A 17,635-nucleotide genomic window follows, 5' to 3' on the forward strand; every position below is an offset into this window, starting at 1 on the left:
ATCAATAACTGCATCTTATTTTTGTTGAAAAAATTCTCATTCTTATTTTGAAAGTGATATGGGTACATTTACATGCACATCAATCTTTTATTATGAAGTGGACCTTGAATATATTGTTTTTTATTGACAGACATAAAAATGATTTATTTGTTGTATTGATAATTTATAGACGTTATAATAAAATGTTTATGTATATGTAAACTTAATTTATTTTCGTTTGGTTTTATTGTAAGGTTAGGCAGTGTTGATAACAATAAAATAATGAATATATCACCTGTAAAAAGAATGAAACCAATACGGAGAAGATGATTTCGTTAAAAATTCAAAAAATAAGCGTTATTAGCTCTTGAAGAAAAATGACTAGAAAAATTACAAGCATATGGAAAATAGGGTTATACAAAAAGTCCTAAAGGGGGACGGAATTATGGAGAAAAGAAAGTATTCAGTAACACCACAAGATCGAATGAATTATGTATTAGGTCTTTATTCTGCAGATCAACAAATTAATGCAGTTCTTTATTTTCCTGTAGGTATATCCAAGGAAATACTTGAAGAATCAGTAAGGATAACGTTGCAATTGCAACCAGTTTTGAACAGCCGGTTTGTAGAAAATGATATTCCTTACTGGGAGGAACATTCATCTGACACTAACTCATCTATTTGCTTTTTTGCAGAAGGAAATAATCAAGAACTTGAAATAATGGCAATAGATTTTATTAAGGAACCTGGTGATCGTATTCAGGGGCCTATGGTTCAAACGAAATTATTACGGGGCACTACAATAGATATGTTAGTTGTGAAATTGTCTCATCTATGTTCAGATGGTGCAGGAGTCAAGGAATATATAAAATTGCTTGGAACAATATATACTCACCTTTCATTGGGACGGTCTAAGAAGCAAATTATAAAGGAATTTGATGAGGGAAATGAGAGTTGTCGAGATCAATCACATGTATTCAAATACGCTGGAATATCGGACATAAAAAGTGCGTATCGTCCTAACCAAGAACAACAGGCATCGTTATGGTCTTTTCCATCTCAACCTAACAAAAATAAATTTCCCCAAATGTCCGTACGGCGATTGAGCCATAAGCAAACTCTACGTTTAACCCAATGGACAAAAGCACAACAGGTTACCTTGAATGATGTAATCATGACTGCTTACTTCCGAGTTTTATCACATTTCACTGTGTATGCAGAACCTCGCACTGCAGAAAAAATGATTGGTTTGACAATTGATTTACGTCGATATCTGCCTAATAATACAACTGGTGCTATTTGCAACTTATCCGGTATGGAAATGCCAGTGATTAAAATGGAAGACGATGAAACATTTAAGCAGACTCTTGTTCGAGTTAAACAATCAATGGATAAAATAAAGTCTCAAAATCCAGGTCTTTCTTCAGCAGCAGGAATGGAGTTACTGGCAGAAATGAAGCTATCTACAGTGAAGGAAATGTATAATCAGCAATATGAACAGGCTGTACAGATGGGGATGGCGTTGCCATTACTGACAAATTTGGGAGTGATTGCTGAGGAACCTATTCAGTTTGGTCAAATTCAAGCTGAGGACGGGTATATGGCATCACCTATTATGTATGCACCATTCTTTTCAATGGGAGCAAGCTCTTATAATGGAAGGCTTACATTTACGATCGGTTATCATGCGCCGGATACATCAAAAGAAAAGGTAGAAAAATTTTTAGATAGTGTTGCTAATCAACTATCAGAAATAAAATAAAAGAGAATATAGAGAACAGATTTCTAACAGAATTGTATTTTAGGGGCTCGTATCATGTACGGATAATCTCTGGAAATTTTCTCTGACCGCACTTGCCTTTATGCTTTATATGCAATGGGAATGGTAGTGAGAAACAATTTGTATCGTGAAAAAACAAGATATATCGGTATAAAAACAATAAAACAGAGCTGATATAAATTACACTTTGAATCAGTTCTGTTTTGCTAGTGTGATGGTCCTTACAATAAAAAAGTAGGCTGTATCCGATTAGGGTAAAGCGGATTTTTAATTTTTTTGAAAATAAAGTTGACATCCATAACTACTTAGTCATACAATGTAGATGTAATAAGTGATACTGAATAGTTCAGATTCACAAAAACTGTTCAGTAAAAAATTCGCCTTAGTACTCTGTGATACTGAATATAAGTCAGACAGAATAGGGGGTAAAGGAGGATCAGGACATGGAAAATTTAACTGAAATGCTGAAAGGTTCACTGGAAGGGTGTGTACTGGAAATCATTAGTCGCCGTGAAACGTATGGCTATGAGATTACCCGCCACCTGAATGATCTTGGGTTTACCGAAGTTGTGGAAGGTACGGTGTATACCATCCTCGTACGATTAGAGAAGAAAAAGCTTGTGAATATTGAAAAGAAACCATCAGATATGGGACCGCCTCGTAAGTTTTATTCATTAAATGAAGAAGGCCGCCAGGAGCTTGAATTGTTTTGGGAAAAATGGGATTTTGTATCGTCAAAAATTAACGTCTTGAAGTCAAAATAGGTTCATAAGATAAAATGTTCCGGCCGATACTTTGGGAATTTCTTGTTCGGTTTTATAAAAAAGGAGGAAAATAAGATGTTAGAAATGTTCAAAAAGTTAATTGGTGATAAAAAAGAGTACAAAATGATGATGGCACGAGTTGAGGCTCTGCCAGAGGACTACCAATTTGTATTTAAGAAAATTCAAAACTACATGTGGAATTTTTCAGCGGGTAACGGGATGGATATGTTACACATACAGTATGAATTAATCGATTTGTTCGAAGCGGGTGCAACGGAAGGAAGACAAGTGCTTGACATTACTGGGGATGACGTGGCTTCCTTTGCTGACGAACTAGTGGCAAATGCTAAAACTTACGTCTCCAAGTATCGTGAAGATTTGAATGAAAGTATTATGAAGAAATTGAGAAAAAAATAAATGGAATAAGTAGTACCGACTGATTAGCTGGTTACACATATGAATTGCCATCATAGCTATTCAGTTATATTTTTAACTCGGTACTAAGTAATACAGAATATCAGTGATACTAAATAGATAGAGGTAAATAAATAGTCTTCGCAAAACATTTTTATAGGGAGGAAAAAAGTATGAGTCATGCAGTGATTTCTGTAAAAGGCTTGAAAAAATCCTTTAAAGATAAGGAAGTTTTAAAAGGGGTAGATTTTGAGGTGCAGCGTGGAGAAATTTTCGCGCTGCTAGGCTCAAATGGAGCGGGAAAGACGACAACGGTCAACATCCTTTCGACACTAATGAAGCAAGATAGCGGTGAAGTAAGTATTTGTGGATTTGATGTACAGAGTCAACCAGATCATGTTCGTCAAAGTATCAGTTTGACAGGGCAGTTTGCAGCTTTAGACGGTATGCTGACTGGGAGGGAAAACTTGATAATGATCGCCAAATTACGTGGTGTTTCCAATCCCGCTCAAGTTGCTGACAATCTACTTGCAAGATTTAGCCTGACTGATGCGGCAAACCAAAGGGCAGATCAGTATTCAGGCGGGATGAAGCGCCGGCTTGATATCGCGATGAGTTTGATTGGGGCGCCAGCAGTTATTTTTCTTGACGAACCAACGACTGGACTTGATCCTGAAGCGCGAATCGAAGTGTGGGATACAGTCAAGGAACTTGCTGGTAGCGGTACAACTATTTTGCTTACGACTCAGTACTTGGAGGAAGCAGAACAACTGGCAGACCGTATCGCTATTTTGCATGGCGGAAAAATTATTACGACAGGTACTCTTGCTGAACTAAAAGAGATGTTCCCGCCGGCAAAAGTGGAGTATATCGAGAAGCAACCGACATTGGAAGAAATATTCCTTTCGATCATTGGCAAAAAGGAGGAGATGTAAATGAAAAGTAAAACAGGTGTATTACTAGGTCGTTTAATGCGTAACATTATGCGCAGTCCGGATACAATTATTACAGTAGCGATTACACCGATTATGATGATGCTATTATTTGTCTACGTGTTTGGCGGCGCAATAAAAACTGGAACGGAAAACTACGTTAATTATTTATTGCCGGGAATTTTGCTAATGGCTATCGCATCCGGTGTAGCTTACACTTCCGTGCGACTCTTTACGGATGTAAAGAGTGGGCTGATGGCACGTTTCATTACGATGCCTATTAAGCGCTCATCCATATTGTGGGCTCACGTTTTAACCTCTCTAGTTGCTAATGTACTTACTATCGTGGTGGTTATTCTTGTTGCACTCTTAATGGGTTTCCGTTCCAGTGCTAATATTCTAGATTGGCTCGCGGTAGCTGGGATACTTGGGATGTTTACGCTGGCGCTAACATGGCTAGCTATCATTCCAGGATTGAAAGCGAGGTCTATGGAAGGGGCGACTGCTTACTCGTACCCGCTAGTTTTTCTTCCATTTATTAGTTCGGCCTTTGTGCCTACCGAAACGATGCCAAAAATTGTTCGTGCGTTTGCAGAGAATCAGCCTGTAACTTCAATCGTGAATGCGATTCGTGCTCTTTTATATGAAGGAACTGTTGGAAACGATATTTGGATTGCGCTCGCTTGGTGCGTAGGTATAATGGTCATCTCTTACTTTTTCGCCAGTAAAGCATTTAAACGTCAGTTAGGGTAAGAAACGTGATAAACGAAACCTTCAGGAATAATATATATCTAGAAAAGCACGGGAGATTTTCCGTGCTTTTATTATTTATCATGCTCTCATTGTAGTAAATGAAATGGTATTTAAAAATAGGATAATTATCCAGTGATAAAGCTTAATATTTGAGGCTCACTGCTTATGGAATGTATAAGCACACTCGTTTTTGTAAATCTGCTAATACTTCATCGGGTATTTCTTTGATTTTAATATCCTTCCCTAGAAAAAGCAGCCAATTTATTATTTCCGTCACTTCATCGGGATTGTTAACATTGATAAAAGTTTTTAAAATGGCTGTAGATTGGTAAGGATTAGTATAAGATATTGAAATTTTTAAAGGATGGTATTTTTTGAACTGGGCAATTGCTTTTGGTCCAAGTTCAAGTACCAAGTTGATTATTTCGTCCTTCTTACTTAGTTTTTCTAAAATCTTTTTCTTATTTAGCCTTTTGTTCGTCGTGTATGGTTCGATATTAATGAGATCATCGACAGGAAACATCATCTTCTTTTCTTTTTTTAAGTCAAACCCTTCAATGATCCAATGGCTTTTTTCTTGATAAAGGTGCAATAGATAAATTGGATAAGTCTTGATTTCTTCATCTTCTTTCATAGTAATCAATAAATGATTATCCAAAAGAAGGATTTGAATGAGTTTTTCTAACATAGGATGGGGGAGATCAGAAAGCTCAAGTAGATCGGGATTATGAGGGTTAGTCCCTTGGAAAAGCAAGAGTTGATTTAAAAGAACGAGATCATCTTGCTGGGTTTCTGAGATGAGTCCTAGTAGTTTTTCGGCTAAAGATTGACGACTCTTTAGGTAGGGAAGTTGTTGATTCCTCGTAGCCATAAAGGCAATAAAAAGAGCTTTCACTTCATTATCAGTAAAGCGAACAACGGGCAGGATAGAGTTGTGCATAACAAAATATCCCCCAGCCCTCCCAACTTCAGTGACAAGTGGCATTCCCATAGCTTCAATTTCTCTAATGTCTCTAATAGCTGTCGACCGTGATATGTTAAATTCTTGTATAATTTCAGAAATTGTAAAGTGAGAGCGGTTGTTGATATACCGCATCATTGTATTAATCCGTTCAACTTTTTTCATTTTAGTCTCCTAAACAGTATCATTTTTTGACATGGTTTAAAGGTATTATAAACGTATCAGATGAAAAGATAAATCGTTTGATTAATAAAAAAAGAGGCAGGTTTTGAACATGAAAAATTATACTATAGAAGAAAAAGATAGCTTTATTGTGTTAGGTATTGGAACTGAAATTAAGAGTGAATACACAGACTTTGCTGGAATAAATAAAGAAAAGGAAGACTTTTGGTCGGCTGTTAAAGAAGATGGAAGGCTGGACACTTTAAAAGCTTTAGCTACAAATGAATACATTTTTTCCGTGAGCGAAGCGGTGAATAACAAAATGATGTATTATGCGGGTGTCATGACAGAAGCACAAATAGAAGAAGAATCTAGAGTGATTCAGTTTCCGAGGGGAGAATACTTAGTAGTGAAAGGGGAAGACAAAACGGCTGAAGAGCTAAGTAATAAGCTTACTGGCATCGGCTTCGGTCAAGCTTTACCAGAAGCAAAGGATTTTGCCTATGTTGGTGGACCGAATACAACGGTTGAAATGGGGCAGAGAAATGGCTTAGTATTTGGTGAAATGTGGATTCCTGTTGTTAGGAAGTAAAGTGATAAAAGGTGCGAATATGGAAATTAGAGGCTAACAATCTTGGATTGTTGGCCTTTTTAACATGAATATAATATTCATGTGCTGCTACACAGTATGTTCTGATAAAATGGAATAAAAGGTAATTGCTGTAAGGTGGTGGTGGGGTGAATAAAAAAAGGTTATTTGAGCTATTCATAGTAACGTTTGTTTTTCTATTCCTTCATGTAAGTACATTTACTAATGAAAAGTTTAACGATAAATTGGGATCTTTTACTTTCATTGTGCTACTTCTTATGCTTTCTATTTACACTGCATTTATAGAAAAGTATTTTGATGATATACAAAAGTGGATTCGAAATATTACATGTTGCTTTGCTTTATTCGTAGTGGTTTTAGTAGCTCTATGGATAGGTTATTTTTAGTCCTTACTTAAGAGAATGAGAAATATGTGATTACACTACATTTGATCCGATAATATTACTTAGCTGCATCGGTTTATATTAATCTTTTCTCTCCTCAATCATGATAAAATGTACAATAGGAAATTTTATGTAAGATAAAGAAGGAAGGTTTACGGTCAGCCTGAGTACTTTGCTAGCTTTTGCGCTTGTTTCACTTAGTATGGTGAGCCTATTTTGATTTATCTTATTTCTCATTCCATTACGTAGGGGCGTATGACAGGATTTATTTTTTTATTAAGCATCATGCTTGGATTTGTAATTCATATAAATGAAGCAACTTTAGTATTCACTCAAAAATCCATTGTCTATGAAACAACTAGATTTGTAAACGGCTTTAATAGAAAGATGTCTATTGTATTTTTTGCGGCAAGATTAAATAGCTTTTTTGTTACTTTACAATAAAGTATACTTAATATCAGTAATTCATGTAATTAGGGGTGGTTTCTATATTTAGAGAAAATACAAAAAGGATACTTCTGTCATTAGTAACAAATCCAATACTAATAATTGTATACGGAATTTTTTGTTATGAGTTGGCCTTATACTGTAAGTACGGAAGAATGAATTATAATATTTACATTTTGTTATTATGTATAGTACTTTTTATATCCATAACTACATTTACTACAATGCGGGTGATAAAAAATAGAGAATATGAATCTAAAAAATTAACAAATTCAATAGCATGGAGATCCATTTCTATTATCATTATTGTTGCAATTACATCATTTTATGGGATGCAGATTTATAAAAGTGCAATAAATTACAATGGTAAATTGGCATGGTTTATAGAAAAGTTAAAACATGAAAGGTCAGTTAAACTTAAACATAATAATATATATAAGTCTGGAGTAGAAGGTATTTTTGAAGATATAAATAAAAAATATCCTTTGCCAAAGAAATTGTATATGGCAACTGATTTTGATCTTACATTTCATTCAGATGGAACAATCACAGCGTTTGATACATTTGTTTATGGGAAAAATGATGATGGGAAAGAAGAAACTTATTTAATCTCTTATAATAAGAAGAAGTCAGAAGATATTACTATAATACGAGACGGATACGCAAAGCCTGATTATAATGATGATAAATTAGTAGAACCTTTAATTGAAACGGTTAAGGCGATTCCAGTTAAGCAAACGGTTAGAAAATGGAATGAAAGTAAGTATGGGTTGATTTATTATGGAAAAAGAAATTGGGGATCCAATACAGAGGGAATTATTAATATTACTGAGGATGGTAAGGGGCAGAGTCTTAAAAAAGCAGCTTCTGATATCATTGGATATACTGTATCTATATTTGTCCCTGGAAAAGAGCAAGAGCTAGTCCCTGCTAGATATAATTTAATAAGTGACGCAAGTTGGAGTAAATCAAAGACGCCTCCAAAAGAAGATATGCTTAAAGAGAAGAAACAACAAGATTTAAAGAATGAAAAAGAACAGTTTTTCCTATCGAAAGAAGTTGGTTATAAACTAAATATGACAGATAAAGCATTAGGGAGCGCCTTTTATTCATTAAGCAAGACTAGTGATGAAGGGAAAACATGGGAGGTTATCAATCCAGACCCATTTAATGGGGGGATTGGTAGTGTATCAGGAATCACTTTTATAAATGATAAACTTGGGTTTTTAGGAGCAATTAGGCCTTCTGGTAATGAAGGAGAGTTATATCGCACAGATGATGGGGGAGTATCTTTTAAAAAGGTAGAATATCCGCCGCATGAAGTGAAATTAGATCATACACAGTCCACAATAAGTCCTTTTGATTCACCTAGTATGCCATATGAGAAAGATGGGGTTTTTCATATGTTAGTTGGACAAGGGGCAGATGGAGACTACAATGGCGATAGTAGTGCACTTTATCAATCAAAAGATAACGGAGAGACATGGGAATTTGTAGAAGAAGTGAAAAAGAAATAATCAGAATGTTTTTTTGAAAAATAAGGTAACTACTCAGCTATACATTTCATTTAGAAGTTTGGTAAGGGGTATAATTCCAGCCATGAAGATAAAAATGGACCTATACCTCGCTGCCTTTCTTTGTTTTATTTCTTATGCTTACTATCAACGCTATATATAGAAAGGTATTTTGGTGATATACAAAAGTGGATTCGAAATATCACATGTTGTTTTGCTTTATTTGTAGTGGTTTTAGTAGCTCTATGGATAGGGTACTCTTAGATCCTTACTTAAGAGAATGAGAAGTATGTGATTACAATACATTCGATCCGATAATATTACTTAGCTGCATCGTTTTATATTAATCTTTTCTCTCCTCAATCATGATAAAATGTACAATAGGAAATTTTATGTAAAATAAAGGGGGAAGGTTTATGGTCAGCTTGAGTACATTGGTAGCTTTTGCAATTGTTTCGCTTAGCATGGTTTGTTCACCTGGGCCTAATATGATTTACCTCATTTCCCGTTCCATTACGCAAGGACGTATGGCGGGATTTATTTCTTTATTGGGCATCATGCTCGGATTTGTAATCTATATAATCGCAACTATGTTTGGACTTACAGTTCTATTCGTTGCTGTTCCCGCTGTATATGAAGCAGTAAAGTGGGCAGGTGCTGCTTACTTGCTCTGGCTCGCCTGGAATTCGATTAAACCGGGTGCTACATCTATTATGGAACCTCGTATGATTTCTAATGAGCCACCAAGGAAATTATTTCTGAGGGGACTCATGACGAATCTTCTGAATCCAAAGATTGCTATTTTGTATGTATCACTTCTACCTCAATTTGAAGATCCAGAGAAGGGATCGTTGCTTTTTCAAGGTGCAGTTTTGGGGCTTACGCAAATCACTGTTAGCTTTATGGTTAACCTTGTAATTGTATGTACAGCAAGTAAAATTGCAAAATGGTTTGGCACACGCCCGACGTGGCTACGAGTACAGCGTTGGCTTATGGCAAGTGTTTTAACGGGGCTTGCTGTACGTCTTGCTTTTGAACGTCGACAGTAAGAGCCTCTTTACCGTCAGTTTCTATAATATAACCTAATAAATATTAATATAATTTATGTATAGTAGATATTTACCTTATAAAATAAGGGGGGAATATTATGACTGAGACAAACGAATCTTCAGGAGTTAATTTGAAAAAAGATGTGAAGTTTTCTATTATAATTCCTGCGCATAATGAAGAAAAGTACATTAGAAAATGTTTAGATTCAATTGCAAAGGCATCAGAGGCATATAAAGAGCAAACGGAAGTTATAGTTGTTTTAAATCGTTGTACAGATAAAACAGAGGAAATAGCAAAATCTTATAATTGTGTTACATTGAAAAATAACGATAAAAACTTATCTAAAATTCGAAATGCAGGGGCTAAAATAGCTAGTGGAGAAATAATCGTTACTATAGACGCTGATACCATAATGACAGAGTCTATGTTGTTTAATGTAGATAAATATTTAGCTTCAGGTACATACATTGGTGGTGGGGTGAATGGTAAGTTTGAAAGAATATCTTTAGGAATATTTCTCTCCGCAATGTTAATCATAATCCCCTTACTTTTTAAGTACGGAGCTATATCTGTAGGGATTTTTTGGTGCTATAGAAAAGACTTTATGGCAATCAACGGATTTAATGAAAACATGCTTATGGCAGAAGATGCAGATTTCGCTAAACGTTTAAAAGAGTGGGGAAAGAAAAATAATAAGAAATTCGGTACTATTAAAAATGGAATGATAACTTCATGCAGAAGATTTGATACATATGGAGACTGGACTTTACTTAAAAATCCAAAAGTAATTTTAGCTTATCTAAAAGGAAATGATAGAAAATACGCAGATAAGACATATTATGATAACCAAGAAAGATAAAAATGGAGAAAATCAGAAGAGGATAGCTAGTACTTTTTTAGATATAATGAGAATCCAACTTAATTTAATAGATATTATAAGAAAACCACCAATTTGATTATCCTTTTTCAAATTGGTGGTTTTTATTTTTGAAATAAATATGTATTTTTTTATAAAAATATTTTTTGACCCCCATAAAACTATGTATTCCTCCGAATATGTATAGTGAAGAAAATAAATAGAAGAAAAATGACTATGAAAGAATATAGAAGCATTAATAAAATTACTAGATTAGGTGGGCATCCAAAATAAAAGGATGAAATTACCAATGGTATAGAGGAGAGTTATTCAAGGATTGCAGATAAAATAGAAAAAGAATAAGCAAAACGAACGGTAGAAAATAAGAAAGTAGATAAAAATACAAACTTAACTGTAGTGCCGAGAGAAAAGGAAAATCATTAAGAAAACGTTGGAAAAAGTTAGACTCAAAAAATATAACTAACAGCAAGAAAACAAGACCGAAGAAAAGTACCAAGAAAATCTGGTTAAATGGTCACTTTTGTAGTGGCCATTTTGCTATTTGAAGGAGGCTGGGAGATTACAAGTGTTGAGTTTAGTAATGAAGATCTTAAGAAAACCGAAAATAGAAGATATCGTATGTAACATACAAAACAACGAAGAAGATAAAGAAGCGTTTATCGTACAGTATCAGCCTTTTATTAGAAAATCAATCTCATCTGTCTGCCGCCGGTATATTACAGAACAGGATGATGAATATAGCATTGGATTGTTTGCGTTTAACGAAGCAATTGAACAGTATTCCTATACAAAAGGAAAATCCTTTTTAGCGTTTGCTGATCTTCTTATAAAAAGAGATGTAATTGACTATATACGTAAGGAGTCTAAACATAACTTTGTCTTTTTAAAAGAAGATGAGCAAGAGGAAATGTTAGAAATGCAAGTGTCGCTTACAGAGTATATGAAAGAGATGGAAAATAGTAACCGTAAGGAGGAAATTCTTCATTTTCAAAGTGTGCTAGCTGAGTTTAAAATCACATTCTCAGAGCTTGCTAAAGAATCTCCTAAGCATCGTGATACGCGTGAGCACTTAATAGAAATTGTAAAAATTATTATAAAAGAAGAGGAAATGATGGAAGAGCTGTTCCGAAAGAAAAAGTTACCGCTTAAACATATTGAACCGCGTGTTAGGGTAAGTCGTAAAACGTTGGAACGACATAGAAAATACATTATTGCAATGTGTATTATTTTTGCAAACAACTATACATATATTCTGGATTACATAAGAGGGGAAAAGCATGATGAATAAAGGAATTGTGATGGATATAAAAAAGCATAGCGTAGTTGTTTTAACACCAAATGGAGAGTTTATTACGTGTAAAAGAAAAGGGGATTCTTGCATGATCGGGGAGGAAATCTCATTTGATGAGCAAGAACAAAAAGCATCGCATTTTTCGATCCCTTCCTTTCTAAAACCTGCATCAATACTTGTTGCTTGTTTTCTATTTGCAGTGCTGTTTTTCTACAACCAACCAGAAGAAAAAGTATTTGCTTACGTCTCAGTTGATATAAATCCAAGTTTAGAGGTGAGCGTAACGAAGGATTTTCGTGTTATAGATTTACAGGCTTGTAATGATGATGGAAGGCGTATTTTAAAAGAATTGAAGCAATGGGAAAATAAACAATTACAAGAAGTAATACGTACTATTATAAAGCAAAGTCAAGAGGATAAGTATTTAACGAATGATAAGCAAGTTATGCTAACAGCAGTTGCAAAGGACAAGGCGCTAGAACCACAGTTAGAAAAGGCAATGAAAGAATTGAAGAAAGAATATGAGTTAAAACATATTACAGTTGAATATCAAAGTAGCACGATGCAAGTACGAGAGAATGCTAGAAAAGCTGGAATTGGCACAGGTGTCTATATAAAGCAAGAGAATGAGAAAAACAAATCGCTTACTCCTCCTGCCACGCCGCCTAATCCGGTGGGAAATGAAGAAGAGGTGCAATCACAGCCGGAGTCATCTCCTGATGCATCAATGGATTTATCTCCTGTAAAAGAAAAAAAATATGAAAAGCAAGAGCAGAAAGAACAAAAGAAAACAGAGGGACAGCCATCGAAGCAAATAAAAGAAAACAATGGAAGAGGATCTCAGCAAGAAAATAGAGGGAATCAACAGGAGAATAACAGTAGAGAATCTCAACAAGGAAATAATGGGAATCAGCAAGGGAACAACGGAAGAGAATCACAACAAGGAAATAATGGAAATGGGCAAGGGAACAACGGAAGAGGATCACAACAAGGGAATAATGGAAATGGGCAAGGGAACAACGGAAGAGGATCACAACAAGGGAATAATGGAAATGGACAAGGGAACAACGGAAGAGGGTCTCAACAAGGAAATAATGGGAACGAGCAAGGGAACAACGGAAGAGGGTCTCAACAAGGGAATAATGGAAATGGGCAAGGGAACAATGGAAGAGATCCTCAACAAGGAAATAACGGGAATCAGCAAGGGAACAATGGAAGAGGATCCCAGAAAGAAAATGACGGAAACGAGCAAGGGAACAACGGTAGGGGGGCTCAACAAGAAAATAGAGGCCACCAGCAAGGGAATGAAAAGAAGAATCAATAGAATATGGAAGTGAGAGATTCATTTCAAAGCTAAAAGGATTTCTCTCGCTATTGTGGGCAGTAAAACTCCCATCTCAAAATTTGGCTGGAGCAAAGAAGTTAGGTGGGAGTTGGGCTGCTTGTAAATGCCCAATTGGTGAGGGCTGATTAAAGTTGCACTTTATTATTTTATAGTTCTATTAAGAAGGAGTATGTGAAAAATATAATGGAGAAAAACATTCAACAAGAGAAAGATAAAGAAAAACCTGTTTTTTATGATCCGAAAGGAAGGAGAAACATAGCCTTTATTTCGTTTCTATGTATCTCAATAGTTAGTGTAGGTGTTGTATTTTATTTTTTCTTTCAAAGTATTTTTTCAACACCAGAAATTCCAAATATGAATACCGCTGTACAACAAGATACTAAACTTGTACCAATTAATCAAAAACTTAGTGATCAGCAGTTAAAGAAGGAAGAATTTAACCCAAATACCGGAACGAAGGATAATGAAAATTTGGTGAATCCGCCGAAGGATAGTAAACAACCTAAAGAAGTGTATGGTTTTTATGTAAACTGGGATGAAAATAGTACCGCTTCTTTAAAAGAAAATATCGATTCCTTAACTACGTTAGTACCAGAGTGGTATCATTTAAAAGCAGATTTAACGATTAGAAGTGAAATCAAACCTGAGATAGTAAAGTTGGCAGAAAAAAATCAAGTGAAGATTATGCCTTTGCTTACTAATTATACTGAGGAAGCTTCTGGTCCTGATAGTGGGCTAATTCATAAGTTACTGAATTCCTCAAATGATGTAAAGACAAAGTTTATTAATGATTTAGTAAGCCAAGTTAAAAAGAATCATTTTTCAGGAATTAATATTGACTTTGAGGCCGTACCTGAAAGTGATAGAGAAAACTTAACAAATTTTATGAAAGAACTTACTACGGAATTTCATCAACATGATTTGCTCGTTACACAAGATGTTCCAGCTAATGATAAGGCTTTTGATTATAGTGCGTTAGCAAAAATAATAGATCGAATGATTGTAATGATGTACGATGAGCACTATGGAGCCGGGGAACCAGGACCAATTGCTTCAAATAAGTGGTTCCAACATACATTGAAAGAACTGAATATTCCGTCTAATAAACTTATAGTTGCTTTCGGTAACTATGGGTATGATTGGGAAGTAAATAGTAAAGAAGCTGCGAAATCTTTAACTTTCTCAGAAGTTATGGCAATGGCTCATGATTCAAATATGAAAATTCAATGGGATAAGATTAGTGGGAACCCTTATTTTAGATATAAAACAGGAGAGAAAGAACATACTGCTTGGTTCTTAGATGGCGTTACTCTCTATAATCAAGTGAAAATCGCAATGGACAATAATGCAAATGGATTTGCGCTATGGAGATTAGGAGCAGAAGATCCTACAATATGGAAAGTTTTAAAAAATCCGATTGAGGTACAAAAAAATCCTAATGTATTACATAAAATCAATAGTTTAGATGAAGTAAATTATTCTGGACAAGGTGAAATTTTACAGATTGAGAATGAAAGAAAAAATGGATTGAGAGATTTTAAAGTAGGCAGAGATGGTTACCTTACAGATGAAGTATATCAATCCTTACCATCTGCATATGAAGTGCAACGATATGGAAAACCAAATGGGAAACAAGTAGTATTAACATTTGATGATGGACCAGACCCGAAATATACGCCAGAAATTTTAGATATATTAAAAGAGAATCAAATAAAAGCTGCTTTTTTTGTACTTGGTGAAAACGCACAACTAAATACTAGTATTGTAAAAAGAATATACGATGAAGGGCATGAAATTGGCAATCATACTTTCAAGCATCCTAACATAGCTGATACGTCTTTACTACGAACGAAAGTAGAACTTAATACGACGCAACGTTTAATTCAGGAAGTAACTGGACATTCTACGGTTTTATTTAGACCGCCATATGAAGCGGATGCTAACCCGGATTCATCAAATGAAATATTGCCTATTTTACGTGCACAAAATATGAACTATACAATGGTAGCGGAAAAAGTTGATCCCGAAGACTGGGCAACACCATCAACAAATGAATTAGTAAAGCGTGCTCTTAATCCCATTTATAAGGGAGAGGGAAATATTATTCTTCTCCATGATGCGGGAGGGAATCGTACACATACAGTAGAGGCGCTCCCAATCATTATTAAAGACCTAAAAAAGCATGGATATAGTTTTGTAACAATTTCAGATTTAATGAATAAAGAACGAGATGAAATTATGCCTCCTGTTTCTTCTGAGGGGAAGCAATATTTACTTTACAATAAAGCTGTCTTTTCAGGAGCGGGATACTTTAAACATATATTAACTACTATTTTTTATATTGCTATTGGATTAGGGATTTTTCGATTTTTATTCTTAATTTATTTTGCATGGAAGCAGAAAAGAAAAACGTTATCTCGCTATATTAATTCGTCTTATCAACCTTTTGTTAGTGTTGTCATAGCGGCATATAATGAAGAAAAGGTGATAGCCAAGACGATTCACTCAATTTTGAATAGTAATTATAGAGAATTTGAAGTTATTGTTGTGGATGACGGATCGACAGATGGTACGTCAAAAGTAATGAAAGAAACATTTTATAAACACCCTAAAGTTCGTTTCATTCAGAAAGGAAATGGCGGGAAATCATCGGCAATGAACCTAGGGTTTCAACAATCGCGAGGAGAAATCATTGTCACTTTAGATGCGGATACTATTATTGCGCAAGACGCTATTTCTTTAATGGTTAGACACTTTGAAGATCAGAATGTAGCTGCAGTTTCAGGTAATGTCAAAGTGGGGAATAGACGGAATTTGTTAACTACTTGGCAACATGTTGAGTATATTACAGGGTTTAATTTAGAACGTAGAGCTTTTGATGAGTTAAATTGTATTACAGTAGTTCCAGGAGCTATTGGGGCGTGGCGCAAGAAGAATGTAGTTGAATCTGGATATTTAAGCGAAGATACATTAGCAGAAGATACCGATCTTACTATTACATTTTTACGTCAAGGGCATAGAATTGTATATGAAGAAAAAGCGCATGCTTTTACGGAATCACCTGAGGATGTGAAAAGTCTCATTAAACAGCGATATCGTTGGTCATATGGTACACTTCAATGTCTTTGGAAACATCGAAAAGCGTTGTGTAATTCAAAACATAAAACGTTAGGGTTTATTGCACTGCCTAACATGTGGTTATTCCAATATGTTCTGCAATTCATTGCTCCTTTTGCAGATATATTAATGATTATAGGACTATTTAGTAGTAATCCGCTAAAAGTTTTAGGATTTTATTTTGTATTCTTTTTAATGGATCTTTTCGCTTCTCTGTTCGCATTTAAATTAGAGGAAGAAAATCCGAAACCATTAGTATGGTTAATTTTACAACGTTTTATTTATCGTCAATTTATGACTTATGTTGTCATTAAATCTATATTCTCATCGCTTCGAGGAGTAGCGGTAGGGTGGAATAAACTAAAGAGACTGGGGAGTGTTAAACATTCCACGGAACATAAGGAGGCATCATAAAAGAGCGGACTATCTGCTCTTTTTTTCATTAGTTTTAGTTAGTTGAATGTAGAGTTGTAGCATAAAAACTGCTGCTTCTATAACGAGATTCCTATTCATTATGAATAGTGAGACAGTATGTTAAGCTAATCCTTTAGTTTCGGATTAAAGTTTTTTTATATTTTTTTAAAATGACGGACACAAAAACGCATATACCTTCGAATTATATATATGGATAACATAAATATGTATATAAAAGGGGAGAAATAAGATGAAAGAAAAAAAAGAAATGTTTCAAGAAATCGCTGAGGTGTTAAAGGTATTGGCGCATCCAGTTCGTCTATCTTTAGTAAAAATAATGCTTGCAAAAGGTCCTACTAATGTAACAACAATGTATGGGGATTTACAAATGCCTCAAAGTACAATTAGTCAACATTTATCTAAACTAAAAGCTGCTAAAATGGTTACAGGTACTCGGAAAGGATTAGAAATTTATTATGAGGTAACTGACAATCGCACAAAATCAATATTAGCATGTTTAGTTTAAATAATGACTTCTATTTCAAAATAAAAAACGCTATTCTTTTCTATTGGAGTGAACCCTGAGAATGAGACGATAAAAAACACCTCTCTAAATCGTAAGTATCAGTTATGATTTTAATGGAGGTGTTTTTCGTATGGGGAAAAAGGCGCATTATCCCGCCGAAATAAAGTGGAAAGTAGTTGAAATGAAACACCAAGGATTCAAAAATAAAGAAATTATGGATGCCTTAGGAATTAGACATGTGGCTCAAATTAAAACTTGGATGAAATGGTATCGTGAAGGCGAAACCTATCGGTTTGAACAATCTATTGGAAGACAA

The 17,635-nt window shown here is 34.9% G+C and carries 15 protein-coding genes and 3 pseudogenes; 17 read left to right on the plus strand and 1 reads right to left on the minus strand.

Features of this window, described 5'->3' with window-relative positions:
• Positions 1-424: 424 nt before the first annotated feature.
• The 5 genes from ACUN13_RS25995 to ACUN13_RS26015 all read left to right on the plus strand — a co-directional run bounded on the left by ACUN13_RS25995 (position 425) and on the right by ACUN13_RS26015 (position 4,622).
• Positions 425-1,741 (plus strand): condensation domain-containing protein, encoded by a 1,317-nt coding sequence (locus ACUN13_RS25995; protein WP_000415478.1) that lies wholly within the window; start codon positions 425-427, stop codon positions 1,739-1,741.
• Between the two features lie 461 nt (positions 1,742-2,202).
• On the plus strand, positions 2,203-2,523 hold the full coding sequence (locus ACUN13_RS26000; RefSeq protein ID WP_000429487.1) for a PadR family transcriptional regulator: 321 nt from the start codon (positions 2,203-2,205) through the stop codon (positions 2,521-2,523).
• Between the two features lie 75 nt (positions 2,524-2,598).
• Entirely contained in the window at positions 2,599-2,940 is a 342-nt protein-coding gene (locus tag ACUN13_RS26005) for a DUF1048 domain-containing protein (protein WP_000891988.1), read from the plus strand.
• A gap of 170 nt (positions 2,941-3,110) precedes the next feature.
• Complete coding sequence (locus ACUN13_RS26010) at positions 3,111-3,872, plus strand: ABC transporter ATP-binding protein (protein ID WP_000017567.1); 762 nt, start codon at positions 3,111-3,113, stop codon at positions 3,870-3,872.
• Positions 3,873-4,622 (plus strand): ABC transporter permease, encoded by a 750-nt coding sequence (locus ACUN13_RS26015; protein WP_000837816.1) that lies wholly within the window; start codon positions 3,873-3,875, stop codon positions 4,620-4,622. It abuts the gene before it with no gap.
• A gap of 163 nt (positions 4,623-4,785) precedes the next feature.
• Here ACUN13_RS26015 and ACUN13_RS26020 read toward each other — a convergent pair whose 3' ends face one another.
• Positions 4,786-5,748, minus strand: a complete 963-nt coding sequence (locus ACUN13_RS26020; protein WP_000755073.1) for a helix-turn-helix transcriptional regulator — start codon at positions 5,746-5,748, stop codon at positions 4,786-4,788.
• 109 nt (positions 5,749-5,857) lie between these two features.
• On the opposite strand from ACUN13_RS26020, the gene ACUN13_RS26025 reads away from it, so the two are divergent.
• From ACUN13_RS26025 to ACUN13_RS26080, 12 genes and pseudogenes are all read left to right on the plus strand, one after another.
• The gene (locus tag ACUN13_RS26025; protein WP_000801041.1) at positions 5,858-6,337 is read left to right on the plus strand and encodes a GyrI-like domain-containing protein; all 480 of its coding nucleotides are present in this window, start codon (positions 5,858-5,860) and stop codon (positions 6,335-6,337) included.
• A 146-nt stretch (positions 6,338-6,483) separates the two neighbouring features.
• A complete protein-coding gene (locus ACUN13_RS26030; protein WP_001036208.1) occupies positions 6,484-6,741 on the plus strand; it encodes a DUF3963 domain-containing protein in 258 nt (85 codons plus the stop codon).
• A gap of 199 nt (positions 6,742-6,940) precedes the next feature.
• A pseudogene (locus ACUN13_RS26035) lies at positions 6,941-7,104 on the plus strand (LysE family translocator); the annotation flags it as partial.
• 113 nt (positions 7,105-7,217) lie between these two features.
• Positions 7,218-8,702, plus strand: coding sequence for a WD40/YVTN/BNR-like repeat-containing protein (locus ACUN13_RS26040; RefSeq protein ID WP_074554922.1), 1,485 nt, complete (start codon positions 7,218-7,220; stop codon positions 8,700-8,702).
• A 107-nt stretch (positions 8,703-8,809) separates the two neighbouring features.
• Positions 8,810-8,963: pseudogene (locus ACUN13_RS26045) on the plus strand (DUF3963 domain-containing protein); the annotation flags it as partial.
• Positions 8,964-9,115: 152 nt separating this feature from the next.
• Positions 9,116-9,748: a LysE family translocator gene (locus ACUN13_RS26050; RefSeq protein WP_000254114.1), complete on the plus strand. Its 633-nt coding sequence runs from the start codon at positions 9,116-9,118 to the stop codon at positions 9,746-9,748.
• Between the two features lie 98 nt (positions 9,749-9,846).
• Positions 9,847-10,608 carry a glycosyltransferase gene (locus ACUN13_RS26055; protein WP_000141007.1) on the plus strand — a complete coding sequence of 254 codons (762 nt, stop codon included), beginning with the start codon at positions 9,847-9,849 and terminating at the stop codon, positions 10,606-10,608.
• Positions 10,609-11,191: 583 nt separating this feature from the next.
• The gene (gene sigI / locus ACUN13_RS26060; RefSeq protein ID WP_002082432.1) at positions 11,192-11,914 is read left to right on the plus strand and encodes an RNA polymerase sigma factor SigI; all 723 of its coding nucleotides are present in this window, start codon (positions 11,192-11,194) and stop codon (positions 11,912-11,914) included.
• On the plus strand, positions 11,904-13,241 hold the full coding sequence (locus ACUN13_RS26065; RefSeq protein WP_060851885.1) for an anti-sigma factor domain-containing protein: 1,338 nt from the start codon (positions 11,904-11,906) through the stop codon (positions 13,239-13,241). Before sigI ends, ACUN13_RS26065 begins: the two co-directional genes overlap by 11 nt.
• 204 nt (positions 13,242-13,445) lie before the next feature.
• Positions 13,446-16,793: a glycosyltransferase gene (locus tag ACUN13_RS26070; protein WP_000414284.1), complete on the plus strand. Its 3,348-nt coding sequence runs from the start codon at positions 13,446-13,448 to the stop codon at positions 16,791-16,793.
• A 250-nt stretch (positions 16,794-17,043) separates the two neighbouring features.
• Complete coding sequence (locus tag ACUN13_RS26075; protein ID WP_000660066.1) at positions 17,044-17,319, plus strand: ArsR/SmtB family transcription factor; 276 nt, start codon at positions 17,044-17,046, stop codon at positions 17,317-17,319.
• Between the two features lie 130 nt (positions 17,320-17,449).
• Positions 17,450-17,635, plus strand: a pseudogene (locus ACUN13_RS26080) (IS3-like element ISBt2 family transposase); the annotation flags it as partial.

It is taken from the genome of Bacillus cereus group sp. Bce041 (genome assembly GCF_052646455.1).

Coding starts and splice junctions, on each gene's coding strand:
- ACUN13_RS26050 (WP_000254114.1), top strand. CDS start 9,116: ATGGTCAGCTTGAGTACATTGGTAGCTTTTGCAATTGTTTCGCTTAGC.
- ACUN13_RS26000 (WP_000429487.1), top strand. CDS start 2,203: ATGGAAAATTTAACTGAAATGCTGAAAGGTTCACTGGAAGGGTGTGTA.
- ACUN13_RS26020 (WP_000755073.1), bottom strand. CDS start 5,748: ATGAAAAAAGTTGAACGGATTAATACAATGATGCGGTATATCAACAAC.
- ACUN13_RS26005 (WP_000891988.1), top strand. CDS start 2,599: ATGTTAGAAATGTTCAAAAAGTTAATTGGTGATAAAAAAGAGTACAAA.
- ACUN13_RS26055 (WP_000141007.1), top strand. CDS start 9,847: ATGACTGAGACAAACGAATCTTCAGGAGTTAATTTGAAAAAAGATGTG.
- ACUN13_RS26070 (WP_000414284.1), top strand. CDS start 13,446: ATGGAGAAAAACATTCAACAAGAGAAAGATAAAGAAAAACCTGTTTTT.
- ACUN13_RS26075 (WP_000660066.1), top strand. CDS start 17,044: ATGAAAGAAAAAAAAGAAATGTTTCAAGAAATCGCTGAGGTGTTAAAG.
- ACUN13_RS26010 (WP_000017567.1), top strand. CDS start 3,111: ATGAGTCATGCAGTGATTTCTGTAAAAGGCTTGAAAAAATCCTTTAAA.
- ACUN13_RS26025 (WP_000801041.1), top strand. CDS start 5,858: ATGAAAAATTATACTATAGAAGAAAAAGATAGCTTTATTGTGTTAGGT.
- ACUN13_RS26065 (WP_060851885.1), top strand. CDS start 11,904: ATGATGAATAAAGGAATTGTGATGGATATAAAAAAGCATAGCGTAGTT.
- ACUN13_RS25995 (WP_000415478.1), top strand. CDS start 425: ATGGAGAAAAGAAAGTATTCAGTAACACCACAAGATCGAATGAATTAT.
- ACUN13_RS26015 (WP_000837816.1), top strand. CDS start 3,873: ATGAAAAGTAAAACAGGTGTATTACTAGGTCGTTTAATGCGTAACATT.